This window comes from Mucilaginibacter sp. (assembly GCF_036383575.1).
In the GTDB taxonomy this organism is placed as follows: Bacteria; Bacteroidota; Bacteroidia; order Sphingobacteriales; family Sphingobacteriaceae; genus Mucilaginibacter.
On sequence record NZ_DASVOB010000437.1, the window covers coordinates 1 to 13,704 of the forward strand.

General features: G+C 45.3%; 9 protein-coding genes. 7 read left to right on the forward strand and 2 right to left on the reverse strand.

Annotation, left to right across the window (positions count from 1 at the left end):
- Positions 1 to 115: 115 nt before the first annotated feature.
- A complete protein-coding gene (locus tag VF500_RS15335; RefSeq protein ID WP_330860504.1) occupies positions 116 to 2,581 on the reverse strand; it encodes a TonB-dependent receptor in 2,466 nt (821 codons plus the stop codon).
- A 145-nt stretch (positions 2,582 to 2,726) separates the two neighbouring features.
- Positions 2,727 to 3,770, reverse strand: coding sequence for a class 1 fructose-bisphosphatase (gene fbp, locus VF500_RS15340; RefSeq protein WP_330860505.1), 1,044 nt, complete (start codon positions 3,768 to 3,770; stop codon positions 2,727 to 2,729).
- A gap of 415 nt (positions 3,771 to 4,185) precedes the next feature.
- Here fbp and VF500_RS15345 point away from each other — a divergent pair, with 415 nt between their 5' ends.
- The 7 genes from VF500_RS15345 to VF500_RS15375 all read left to right on the forward strand — a co-directional run.
- Positions 4,186 to 5,352 carry an iron-containing alcohol dehydrogenase gene (locus tag VF500_RS15345; RefSeq protein ID WP_330860506.1) on the forward strand — a complete coding sequence of 389 codons (1,167 nt, stop codon included), beginning with the start codon at positions 4,186 to 4,188 and terminating at the stop codon, positions 5,350 to 5,352.
- Positions 5,353 to 5,361: 9 nt separating this feature from the next.
- Positions 5,362 to 6,294 carry a dihydrodipicolinate synthase family protein gene (locus VF500_RS15350; RefSeq protein ID WP_330860507.1) on the forward strand — a complete coding sequence of 311 codons (933 nt, stop codon included), beginning with the start codon at positions 5,362 to 5,364 and terminating at the stop codon, positions 6,292 to 6,294.
- Positions 6,291 to 7,331: a 4-hydroxythreonine-4-phosphate dehydrogenase PdxA gene (gene pdxA, locus VF500_RS15355; RefSeq protein WP_330860508.1), complete on the forward strand. Its 1,041-nt coding sequence runs from the start codon at positions 6,291 to 6,293 to the stop codon at positions 7,329 to 7,331. The genes VF500_RS15350 and pdxA overlap by 4 nt, the downstream gene beginning before the upstream one ends.
- A gap of 3 nt (positions 7,332 to 7,334) precedes the next feature.
- Positions 7,335 to 8,501, forward strand: coding sequence for a four-carbon acid sugar kinase family protein (locus tag VF500_RS15360; RefSeq protein WP_330860509.1), 1,167 nt, complete (start codon positions 7,335 to 7,337; stop codon positions 8,499 to 8,501).
- Positions 8,498 to 10,063, forward strand: a complete 1,566-nt coding sequence (locus tag VF500_RS15365; RefSeq protein WP_330860510.1) for a sodium:solute symporter — start codon at positions 8,498 to 8,500, stop codon at positions 10,061 to 10,063. The genes VF500_RS15360 and VF500_RS15365 overlap by 4 nt, the downstream gene beginning before the upstream one ends.
- Positions 10,064 to 10,073: 10 nt before the next feature.
- The gene (locus VF500_RS15370; protein ID WP_330860511.1) at positions 10,074 to 11,495 is read left to right on the forward strand and encodes a sialate O-acetylesterase; all 1,422 of its coding nucleotides are present in this window, start codon (positions 10,074 to 10,076) and stop codon (positions 11,493 to 11,495) included.
- 2 nt (positions 11,496 to 11,497) lie between these two features.
- Positions 11,498 to 13,704: DUF5703 domain-containing protein (locus VF500_RS15375; RefSeq protein ID WP_330860512.1), on the forward strand; the 2,207-nt coding region annotated here is incomplete at its 3' end.

The following is a 13,704-nucleotide window of genomic DNA, read 5'->3' on the forward strand; positions in this document are numbered from 1 at the left end:
TTATCCGAACCCCAGAGGGGTTCAACTCACGCAGATCAATCAATTGGCAATAATCATTTTGTGGATTAACTTAAATCTGCAAGAAACCCTGATGGTACGTTGGCAATACGTTTAATCAAAAAGGAAAAATCGCTTTAAAGCTGATGTTTCGACCAATGTTATAAATGCCAAGGTGCCCGTTTGGTGACGACCGATAATATTCAAAATATTTTAAACGGTTAAGGTTAGATTGGTAAGCCTTATCAAACAAATTATCTACCTGCAAAAAAAGCTCACAAATGGTTTTGTCCGATTTATTTTTGACGGTAGTACCTGCCCCGATATTAAACAGGGCATAGCCGGGTGTTGCGGTCTCCGTATTATCCAAAGCATAAAAGCGGTTTTGCGCGGTGTAGGCATCCATCTCGGCCTTGAAATAAATTTTTGAAAAAGCACCATAAGCCTTCTGCAAGCTTGCCTTAAACTCCGACCGGATATGCAGCGGCGGGATAAAAGGCAAATATTTAGCGGCACCGTTAGATTCATCAATGAGCTGTTTGTTGCCGTTGATCCCTGTTACATACGCCAGGCTATTGTTAAAAGCCAGCCACTTAACATCTTGCGGATGTATATTAACTGTAAACTCGGCGCCATATAAACGGGCGCTGCTTTGCTGGTACTGATAGGTGCTGTTACCCGGCACAATTACTACGGGGTTGCCATTGGCATCGGTTAGCTTAGCCTGGTAAATGTAATTGTTGATATGGTTATTAAACAATTCGGCAATCAGGTCGACATCTTTCAGGTAAGCGATGAAACCCAGATCCTCCTGCAGGCTAAATTCGGGGTTGAAGCTGCGGTTGCCTAAATATACGATATGCGCACCGGGGTCAAGCCCGTTGGAGCCAATTTCGGTGATATTAGGGGCACGGTATCCCCGCGCAATGTTAGCCTTGAACAATAAGCGTTCGCTGATATTGTAGGTTATCCCCAAACTACCCGAAACGCCCTGATAAACATGCCTGAAGGCTGGGAACTGCAAATGTGCACCTAATGTATCCGGCAATTTCACATGCTGTTCAAACCCATTTTTAGGGTTCGGCCCTACGTAAAAATCATTCCAATGGATGTGCCGGTTATCATACCTTACGCCGCCCGAGATATCAACTTTCCCAATAGTTTTTTTGGCAAAGAGGAAAGTCCCGGCATCAAACAGGTTATAATCCGGGATCGGAAAATCTGTTGCTGCCTTGTTGCGGTTGGTCTGGTACATACCATTTACGCCGATTGTACCCTCTATGCCTGCAATGGTGGGCAAATTATATTTCAGATCGTAATTAAGTGTGTTAAGCACCACATACAATCCCGGCTGATCCGTCAATGTAGGATGGTTGTATTCCCTGCGGATGCTTTGCTGCAAGCCGAGCGAAGCATTGATGCTACTGCCTTCACCCAGTTTAAACTCGTTGTGCGAATAGATCCGGTAATGCTGAATGCGCTGGTGCAGCGGAGTTATACTGTACGATCTTAACTCATTATCACTAACAATTGGCCTGTTCCTGATATTATCGATACTACTTTCGGCTATCTGCTTGGTAAACTGCCTCGTAAGCGAATCCCTGCTACCATCGGGAATTTCCTGCCGGTTATCATAAACAGTTGCTGCAATTTGCGAGTAACCCCAGTTTTTATCAACCCTGGCCATCCCCGATAGGTTGTATTCGCGAAAACCGGTGTTGTAAACGTAGCTGTCAATGCTGTTTTGATAATCATGTGCAGCTTTCGCTGTGGCCCTAAAGGCATACCGCCAATCGTTCTTTTTGTACGATAAACCCAGCGAGGTACCTATCATACCGTTATTGGTATGATAATCGGCAATATAATCTCCCCGTAAAACATTGTTTTCGCCAACCGGCAGGTATGGGATCATGTTGATCACTCCCGCCAATGCATCCGAGCCATAGGTTAAACTCGCCGGCCCTTTAACCACTTCCGCGCGACCAATACCATATTGGTCTATCTCAATACCATGTTCATCGCCCCATTGCTGCCCTTCCTGGCGCACGCCATCATATAGGGTTAAAACGCGGTTGTAGCCTAATCCCCTGATAAACGGCTTAGAAATATTAGGTCCCGTAGTAACCGCGTTAACCCCTGGTACTCCTTTCACAATGGCATCAATAACATTGTTGTTTACATTCTGATCCATCTCCTTCTTCGTCATCACCGCAATGGGTATCGGGTTACTCCGCAGTTCGGTTTTCCGTGAAACGCCGGTCACTGTTACCTCACTCAATTTGGAACTGCTTTCTTTAAGGTTCCCGTTCAATAAGGTTGCCTCATCGGGTTTTACACTCACATTATAACGCTCGGTAACATAACCAATATTTGAGAATACTATGGTATATGTACCTGCCGGCACATTTTTTAAATGGTAATAGCCTTTATCATTTGTAGTGCCTCCAATTGAGGTCCCTGTAAGGGCAACGGTAGCAAAAGAGAGCGGTTCGCTGCCGGCTGTTAACTTCCCCTTAAGAGAACCCTGCTGCGCCGAAATGGTTATTGAGATCAGTAAAAAGTATAGTAAAGGTAATAATTTCATTTTATTCGCTTTAGCACATTATAAATAACATACAAAACAAATAAAAAAAATTAGTCTTACCTAATTTTAATGATAAAGTCTATAAAATTTCTATCGATGTAATTCCTAATAATGCCAAAACTACAAATTGATAACTACCTGGTAACTAAACAACATTCTTATGCTGTGTTATAGATGGATGTTGCGGAGAAAAGGCCAGCATAAAATCTTCTGCCCGCTTAACCATGTTTTCCGAGCCGATCAAAATGGCCGAACGCTGGTGAAGTTCATTAACATCCAGATCAAGGATCCGTTCATAACCTGTAGATGCTGTACCACCCGCCTGTTCAACAATAAAGGCCATCGGGTTACATTCATATACCAATCTCAATTTTCCGTTTGAATGTTGTGATGTAGTTGGATATAAAAAGATGCCACCTTTAATCAGGTTACGGTGAATATCGGCGATCATTGAGCCCGTATATCGTGAAGTGTAAGGACGATTGGTTGCCACATCCTCAACCTGGCAGTATTTGATGTATTTTTTTACCCCCAACGGAAAATGTGTATAATAGCCCTCATTTATCGAATAGATGCAACCATCTTTAGGCATTTTAATATCAGGGAGCGACAGGCAAAACTCCCCTATTGATGGATCAAGCGTAAAGCCGTTAACCCCTTTGCCCGTGGTATAAACCAGCATGGTTGATGAACCATAGATCACATAGCCTGCTGCAACCTGTTCGGTACCTTTTTGCAGTACATCTTCCAGCGTAGCTTTGCCTTCAACAGATTTACGGCGATAGATGGAAAATATAGTCCCCACGCTCACATTCACATCAATATTTGATGAGCCATCCAACGGATCAATGGCCACGATATATTTAGCGTACTTTGAGATCTCCGATTCTATCAGGATGGGTTCGTCATTCTCTTCAGAGGCTACAACACAACACTCACCTCCACTCCTCAAGGCTGAAATGAATTGCTCATTAGCATAAACGTCCATCCTTTTCTGCCGCTCCCCATGCGAGTTTACCGAGTCGGTTTCGCCGATGATATCAATAAGCCCTGCTTTGCTGATCTCACGGTTTACAATTTTTGCGGCAATGCCTATATCACGTAAAAGCCTTGACAGCTCGCCTTTGGCAAACGGGAAATCTGCTTGTTTCTCTATAATAAATTGTCCTAACGTTTTTACTACTTTCATGGGCGTGTGTATTTATTGGTTAACAGAAATATTAAAAATGTACCGGTATCTGGCCGGGTGGTTTATAATTATAATTTGATGATTTGATCAATCGTAAGTCAGAGCGTTAGTAGCCATTCAAAGCACTAAAACTTTGCCCTATTCTCTCATAATCACCTTTTTGCTAAGTTACCGGCCTTTTGTTACCGAACTGTCATGCCCCGTCTCCCCGCATTTCGGTGATCATTTACCACCATTGCTATCCATAAAACCCAATTACAGGCAGATCATATCCTAATAACGCATCGACGGATATACCTTTTGATAATATCGTACAATAATTTGATAACGGTTGGATGAAAAAGGGAGGTGGCATTATCCATCTTTGTTTTATATCAAAACCAATTAATAAAGCCTGTTACCATAATATAAATATATGCCGCAAACTGAACACCCTTATCGCGACATCACTATCCGGTTTCCGGGCCAGGTAATAGTTGGCAAAAACTCGCTTTTTAAATTAATCGATGAGATTGTTAACAGCGGGTATAAATCGGCTTTGATCATTACCATCAGTCCGTTATTAGCAAAGCTTGAACCGCTTTTAGCTCAGCTTAAAGAAACCGGGGTTGCTGTTCACATTGATACCTCAATAGTACGGGAGCCTTCATTTAAAGATTTTGAAGATCTGCTTGCATCGGTAAGAGATACCGCGGCTGATGCGATCATAGGCATTGGCGGAGGCAGCGTACTTGATGTAGCCAAACTCATAGCCGCGCAAATTAATAACAACCAAACACTGGCGGAGATAACAGGCATCAACCTGCTTAAAAGCCGGACTAAAAAACTGATCTGTATACCTACAACAGCGGGTACAGGTAGTGAGGCATCTCCTAACGCCATATTGATTGATGATTCCGATAACCAGAAAAAGGGTATTATCAGTACCTACCTGGTTCCGGATGTGGTGATCATCGACCCGGCTTTGATGGTCAGTCTCCCGGCAGAGGTTACCGCCGCGACCGGTCTTGACGCCCTAACGCATTGCCTTGAGGCTTATACCAATTTACATGCTCATCCGCTTATTGATATGTATGCGCTTGAGGGAATCAGGCTCATAGCCGCTAATTTGGTTAAAGCAGTAAACGATGGTACAAATGAGGATGCCCGCACACAATTAGCTATCGGCAGTTTAATGGGTGGCTTTTGTTTGGGTCCGGTCAACACGGCAGGTGTGCATGCCCTTTCCTACCCATTAGGCAGCCTGTATCATATTGCCCATGGCTTATCAAACGCTTTATTGCTTCCTTTTGTAATGGAGTATAGCATTCCGGCAGCGCCGGAACGGTACGCCGCCGTTGCCCGCGCCTTAGGCTGTAATAGTAGTATCAATGATTTTGAAACGGCTCAGGCCGGAGTAGAAAAGATCCGCCAGTTGATTAAAGACTGTGGCATTCCGGCAAGTTTAAAAGAAATAGATATAGATAAAAACACCATACCGCAAATGGCTGCCGACGCCATGAAAATTACGCGCTTGCTTAAAAACAACCCGCGACCGATAAACATAGATGACGCGGTTAACATTTACGAGGCTGCTTATTAATACATCCTAATGAAACTAAAAAAGAAATATAATGGCCTGGTAGTGCCATCAATTACGCCACTTACCGACAGCTACAAACTTGATCACGAAGCGGTTGAAAAAATATTCGACAATATTTTCAACTACGGTGGGGTACCTTTTATCCTGGGTACCACCGGCGAATCTGCCTCATTACCCAATGACCTCAAGCTTGATTTTGTTAAATTGGTAACGTCGGTAAGGCAACCAGGCCGGCTGCTTTATGCAGGCATCTCATCAAATTGCCTGGCCGATTCTATTGAGCTGGCTAAACGCTGTGCAGATGAGGGTATTGATGTTGCGGTTGCCCATTTGCCTGCCTATTTCACTTTAACCGAATACGAAATTAAAACATACTTTGAAACGCTGGCTAACGAAATACCTATCCCGCTGATAGTTTACAACATCCCGGCTACAACCAATGTATCGATAAACCTAAACCTTCTCGACGAATTAAGTTATCACGATAATATCGTAGGCACCAAGGACTCGGAACGCAACCATGACCGCTTAAGGGACTCGCTTAAGCTATGGGCTGGCCGCGCCGATTTCAGCCATTTTTTGGGCTGGGGAGCACAATCTGCCCATGCCCTGTTTACCGGTAGTGACGGCCTGGTGCCAAGCACCGGCAACCTGTTCCCAGATATCTATTATAAAATGATTGTCGCGGCCGACAACAACGACGAAGCTGCCGCCCTGCAACTGCAAAGGCATTCCAACCTGATAGGTGATATTTACCAAGGCAAACGTTTGCTGGGCGAGTCATTGGCGGCATTAAAATCATTAATGCAAAGCGCAGGACTATGCCGTCCGTATATGATGCCGCCATTGTTGAAAGTTAGTGATACCGAAGCGGCCGACCTGCAAAAGAAATTGCAAAGAATGCTCAATGTTGAAAACCTTAGCCTGCCGATATACCAATGACAGCCGAAAAACCGATCATAGCAATAACCATGGGCGACCCGGCCAGTATTGGCCCCGAGATAGCCGTTAAAGCATTGTTAACGGAAAGACTGTATGAGATTTGCCGTCCGGTAATTATAGGAGATACCGGTGTATTTTTTGATATAGTAAAGCGCCTGGGTTTAGATGCGCGCATTAACTCCATCAAAGATATCCGTAATGCAAACTTTGAGTTTGGCAAGCCCGATGTTTATGATCTGCAAAATGTAGATATGGAACAGCTGCGTTTTGGCGAGATCTCGGCTATGGCAGGCAATGCCTCATTTGAAGCCGTTAAAAAAGCTATTGAGCTGGCAATTGACGGCGAGGTTGACGCTACAGTAACAGGCCCCATCAACAAAAAATCAATTAATGAAGCCGGGCACCACTTTGCCGGGCATACCGAAATTTACGCGCATTACACCGGCACAAAAAAATACGCTATGCTGCTGGTTGAGCATAACATGAAGGTGATCCACGTATCAACCCATGTATCATTAAGGCAAGCCTGCGATCTGGTAAAAAAAGACCGGATAGTGGAAGTAGTTGAACTGTTGCAGGATGGTCTCATCTCGCTCGGCGAAAAAAACCTGAAGATCGGCATTGCCGGACTTAACCCTCATGCCGGTGATTCGGGCTTATTTGGTACCGAAGATGATTTGGAGATCCAGCCTGCCGTACAGGAAGCTTTAAAATTAGGTTATGATGTGGAAGGCCCCGTACCTGCCGATACTTTATTTTCAAAGGCATCAACCGGGTATTATGGTGGTGTAGTGGCTATGTACCACGACCAGGGCCACATCCCCTTTAAGCTTACAGGATTTAAATGGAATGCCGAAAAACAGCAAATGGATAGCGTAAAAGGCGTTAACATTACTATGGGTTTGCCTATCATCCGCACTTCGGTTGATCATGGAACTGCTTTTGAAATTGCAGGTAAAGGCGTTGCCAGCAGTGATGCCATGATCCTGGCGATTGAGTCGGCGGTGCAGTTGAGCAAAAACAGGATAAAAGCATAAGCTATGATCGCTGTAATTGCAGATGATTTAACAGGGGCAGCCGAGCTTGCCGGAATTGGCCTCAACCACGGGTTAAGAACCGAGGTGAGCACCACTGTTGATGAACGCTGCGATGCTGACCTGTTGATTATCGCTACTGATACCCGCTCGCTTCCTGTGGCGACGGCAAGGGAGGTCATGCGCGATCTCTCGGTTCAACTTTTGCAATTACAGCCACGGTTTATCTTCAAGAAAATAGATTCCGTTTTACGGGGGCACATTGTTGAGGAATTGCAAAGCCAGCTAACAGCATCTGGATTAAAAACGGCGCTGATCGTACCCGGCAATCCTCATCATTCAAAAAAACTCATCGGCGATACCTTTTATTATAATGGCGCGCCTATCCATCTCAGTGATTTTGCTTACGATCCAACCTTCCCCGCCTTAAGCTCGAATGTTGTTGAATTATTAAGGGCTGATGAAAAGATCCACATTGTTAAAAAGGATGATAAACTGCCATCAACAGGAATTAGTATAGGAGCTGCCGGTACCGAGGACGACCTGAAATATTGGATTGAAAAAACAGACAAGGATACTCTGCTGGCAGGTTCGGCCAATTTGTTTACTACTCTGCTTCAACACCTAACATCACCGCAAAAGATTGAAACGCCCGACCCTGAAACCACCGGCAGGCGGCTGTTTGTATTTGGCAGTACCTTTTACCAGGGCAAGCTAAACCTTAACGATGGTAAGCACAACAACATCCCGGTGCATTACGTGCCTGCGGCAACCATCTGTGCCGAAACCAGCGGCGATCATGTGCATGGCCTTTTTGCCAGCCACGTCGCATCCAGTATTGTAGCGGAAAACAATGCCATCATCGCTATAAACCCCGATTTTATTAAGGACATTAAAGTCGACCCGGTATTGCTGAGCCACAAAATGGCGGCTATTGTAAAACAGGTTATTGAGCACACCTCTCTTCACGAATTGTTAATTGAGGGCGGCGCGACCGCCTGGGCCATACTCGAGCGTTTAAACATCGAAAAATTATATCCCTCAAAACTAATAGCTCCCGGAGTTATTCATATGCGCGTAGCGGGCAATAACCAATTATGTTTAACTTTAAAACCAGGCAGCTACCCCTGGCCCGCTCCCGTTTGGGAATCCAATAACTATACCTGCATATGAAACATGAAACCCTGCACCTGGCAGATTATATCATCATAGCCCTTGCACTGGCTATTTCATTAACCATTGGTCTCAGGTTTTCAAAAGGACAAAACTCCACCAAAAAATATTTCGTATCGCGCGGCTCTATCCCCGCATGGGCAATAGGCATGTCGTTAATGGCAACACTTATCAGCAGCGTAACTTTCCTGGCCTACCCCGGCGAAGGTTTTGCATCTAACTGGATCTTGCTTGTGCAAGGTTTGATGGTACCAATAGTTTTACTCCTGATGGTATGGTTTATAGTGCCGCTTTACCGCGAAGTGATAGGCGTAAGCACTTACGAATACTTTGAAAAACGCTTTGGCTTGTTTGCCCGGTTTTATAGCTCCATCAGCTTTGTATTAACCCATTTTTCAAAAATGGGTACTGTATTTTTCCTGCTGGCGCTGGCACTATCCAATATGACCAACACCAATACTTTTCTTATCATCTGGATAATCGGTGTGGTGATCATCGTTATCACCCTCATAGGTGGTATTGAAGCTGTGATCTGGGCCGATGTGGTACAGGGTTTTTTGCTGATAGCCGGCGGGATTGCTTCGTTCATTATCCTCATTTGTTCTATCAAAGGCGGCTTCCCCGAACTTTGGCATATCGCCAGCGTGAACCATAAAAACAATTTTGGGCCCTACTCCTGGAATTTCAAGAAGCTCACATTTATCGTGATGGCTATTAACGGTGTTTTTTATGCCATCCAGAAATACGGTACGGATCAAACTATGGTTCAGCGCTACCTCACCGCCAAAACAGATAAGGCTGCCATCAGGGCATCGATATTAGGCGTTGCGCTTACCGTACCGCTTTGGGCATTGTTTATGTTTATTGGCACCGCTTTGTTTGCCTTTTACCAGCAGAACCCATTGCCTGAAGGTATCAAAGCAGATGCTGTGTTCCCTTATTTTATTATGAGCAAACTGCCTACAGGAGTTGTAGGGTTGATACTGGCGGCACTGATCTCTGCAGCAATTTCCAGCCTCGGTGCCGACCTCAATTGCCTTTCGGCTATTGGCGTGGAGGATTATTACAAAAAGTTCAAACCCAACAGATCGGATAAAGAATATCTAAAGGCAGGCCGATGGATTGTCGTGTTGGCCGGCTTAGGGGCGATGGGTATAGCTACTTTATATCTACTTGCCGGTGATGAAGGTGCATTGGGCATTGTTTTTACCTTGTACGCTATCTTTTCGGGTGGCATAGCGGGCATCTTTTTGCTGGGCTTGTTCAGCAGTAGGGCTAACCGGCAGGGCTTAAATATCGGCATCATAGCCTGTATTCTTTTTACGGGTTATGCCTTTTTAACTTCTGCCAAAATTGGCCTGGGTGCTGATAAACATATTCTGCTCGATCTGGGTAAATATAATTTCACCCAACATAAATACATGCTTGGTGTGTACAGCCATTTGGTGGTGATCGTAGTTGGCTCCCTGGCCAGCCTGTTTTTCCCAAAACCCGAATTGAATAAAAACCTCCTTTTCAGCGGATGGCTTGAGGCTAAGCGCGCCGGAAAGCTTACCAAATAAATTTACAGCAATGAAAAAGTTACTGGCATCAGGCCTTGGTTTGTTCCTGTTCATATCGTCGCAGGCGCAGGTGAAGCCGGCATCCATTTTTACCGATAACATGGTACTGCAGCAACAAAGTGAAGCCCCGATCTGGGGATGGGACAAAGCAGGCTCAACGGTTACCATCAACACCTCGTGGAATAAGAAAAACTACAAAGTCAAAGTAAATGCCGCCGGCAAATGGCTTGTTAAAGTTGCTACGCCGGTATACGGAGGCCCGTACACGGTAACCATCAGCGATGGTAATACCATTAAACTAAACAACGTGCTTATTGGCGAAGTTTGGCTTTGCACCGGGCAATCAAATATGGAGATTCCGATGAAAGGCTATAAAAGTCAGCCGATAACCGGTTCTGTTAATGCTATACTAAAATCGGCCAATAGCAATATCCATATTTATACAGTTCCCCACTCATCACTAACCAAGGTACAGGAAAACAGTAAACTTTCCGAATGGCATGTTGCTTCACCCGAGTTTGTTTCTAACTTTAGTGCTACCGGTTACTATTTTGGCAGGTTACTGAACGAAGTGCTGCATGTGCCCATCGGCCTCATCAGTGATTGTTATGCCGGATCAAACGCCGAAGCCTGGTTGGACGCTGATGGCCTGAAAGATTTTCCGGAGATCAAAATCCCGGCTAAAACCGATTCTATAAAAGCGGTATCTCGCACGCCCACCACCCTGTTCAACGGTATGCTGAACCCCGTGATCGGCTACGGCATTAAAGGCTGTATCTGGTACCAGGGTGAATCAAATTACGACCGGCCCGATCAATACGAAAAACTTTTCCCGGCCCTGGTAAAACGCTGGCGCGAGTTATGGCAACAGGGCGACTTCCCGTTTTACTATGCGCAGATCGCCCCTTACGATTATGCCCAGTTACCGCCATACAATACGGGCGGCAAATACAATTCGGCCTACCTTCGCGATGCACAGCGTAAATCGTTAAAAGTGATACCTAACAGCGGTATGGCGGTATTGCTTGATGTTGGAGAACAGGCATTTATCCACCCTCCCCGTAAAGAACCTGTTGGTACGCGGTTGGCTTACCTGGCTTTAGCGCAAACTTATGGCATTAAGGGGTTTGACTATGCGAGTCCGCTTTATAAGGAAATGACTATTGAAGGTGACCGGGCTACCATCAGGTTTGAACATGCCGAAAATGGGTTGACCTCCTTCAACAAGCCTATTCAGAACTTTGAGGTCGCCGGTAAAGACAAAATGTTTTACCCGGCGCAAGCCATGATATCGGGCAGTGTAATTATTGTATCTTCACCTTCGGTAAAAGAGCCTGTAGCCGTACGTTATGCCTTTAAAGATTTTGTTGTAGGCGATCTGTTCGGCACCAACGGGCTCCCCGTTTCCTCATTCAGAACCGACGATTGGTAATTATGAAAAAACTCCTGCTGCTCTGCTTCCTGTACTGCAATATCGCGTTAGCCCAAAACAAAGGCATTGAACAATACAATGAAGTGTGGATTGGCCAGAGTCAAAACTCAGGCCAATCCATGCCCTGCGGCGGCGGAGATATTGGGTTGAATGTTTGGGTTGAAAAGGGTGAACTGCTTTTTTATATCGCCAGAAGCGGCACTTTCGATGAAAACAACGCCATGCTCAAAGCCGGCCGGATAAGGGTTAAACTATCGCCCAACCCTTTTGATGGCAACGATTTTAAACAGGAACTAAAACTCCAAAATGGGTCTGTACTCATCAGCGGAAAAAACGGCGATTTGAAAACTGAAGTAAAGCTTTGGGTTGATGTTTACCACCCGGTGATCCATGTTAACATCACCAGTAATAAAGCCATTAAAACCGAAGCCATTTTTGAAAGCTGGCGTTACCGCGACAGGGAGGTTAAAGGCCTCGAAAAAAATGAAGGCTCCTGGAAATTTGCCCCGCGCAATGATGTAAAAACACTGAAGGATAACATCGCTTTTAAAGGCAACGCCATTCAGTTCTGTCACCACAATCTCGATTCCACCATATTTGATATTACGGTAAAGCAGCAGGGCATGGACGCAGTGAAAGATCAGATGTACAATCCACTCAAAAACCTAACCTTCGGCGGGTTGATGCAGGGCAAAAATCTAAAATCAGCCGGTACTACAAAAGGGCAATATCTTAATACAGATTTTGAAAGCTGGGTTTTAAAAAGTATCAAACCGGCTACAAGCCAGGATCTTGAGATCTTCCTCAACACACAACAAACTACATCTGTAAATGAATGGCAACAAGGTCTGCAAAAAGTAGTTCAAGAAGCAGAAGCCAACACCAAAACTGCATGGCAAAAAACAGCCGACTGGTGGAAACAATACTGGGACAGAAGTTTTATCTACATCAACACTGATAAGCCAACCAATGATACTTCAGCATGGCAAAGCGGTAAAAATTACCAATTGTTCAGGTACATGCTTGGCTGTAATGCCTACGGGCAATCCCCCACTAAATTTAACGGCGGGTTGTTCACCTACGATCCCGTTTTCGTAAACCCCCAATACGCCTTTACACCCGATTTCCGCAACTGGGGCGGTGGTTTGATGACGGCTCAAAACCAGCGGTTGGTTTATTTCCCAATGCTCAAAAGCGGCGATATTGACATGATGAAACCGGAGTTCGATTTCTATCTCCGCTCCTTAAAAAATGCAGAGTTACGCAGCAAAGTTTATTGGGGTCACAACGGTGCTTGTTTTACTGAGCAGGTTGAGAATTTTGGTTTGCCGAATAGTGCCGAGTACACCTGGAAGCGCCCTGCCGATTTTGACAAGGGGCTGGAATATAACGCATGGCTGGAGTACACCTGGGATACCGTTTTTGAATTTTGCCTCATGATGTTGGAAACTGAACGGTATAAAGGCGATGACATCCATCAATACATTCCTTTCATTGAAAGCTGTCTTACTTTTTTTGACGAGCATTACCAATACCTGTCGCGCAAGCGAAGCGCCAAAGCGCTTGACGGCAACGGGCAGCTTGTTTTATACCCTGGTTCATCCGCCGAAACTTTCAAGATGGCTTATAACTCCAACTCAACTATAGCTGCCCTGCAAACCATCACCAAACGAATGCTGGCGTTGCCGGACAATTATTTAACGGGCGACGAGCGCTTGAAACTGACCGGCTTACTGAAACGCATCCCTCCTATTACCTTTGCCGAGATTGATGGTCACAAAACCCTCACTCCTGCCAAATCATGGGAGCGGGTTAATAACGAAGAAAACACCCAGTTTTACCCGGTATTTCCATGGGGCATATTTGGCTTGGGCAAACCGGGATTGGATACTGCTTTAAACACCTGGAAACTGGATACCCTCGTAGCCAAATTCAGGAGCGGCATAGGCTGGAAACAGGATAATATTTTTGCGGCCCGTTTAGGGCTTACCAGTGAAGCGGCGAAATTAACCACCTTCAAACTCAAAAACTCCGGCAGGCGCTTCCCGGCCTTCTGGGGCCCAGGTTTCGACTGGACACCTGATCATAACTGGGGAGGATCGGGCATGATCGGTTTACAGGAAATGCTGATGCAGATTGATGACAAAAAGATCATGCTATTCCCGGCCTGGCCGAAGGACTGGGATGTTCATTTTAAACTTCATGCGCC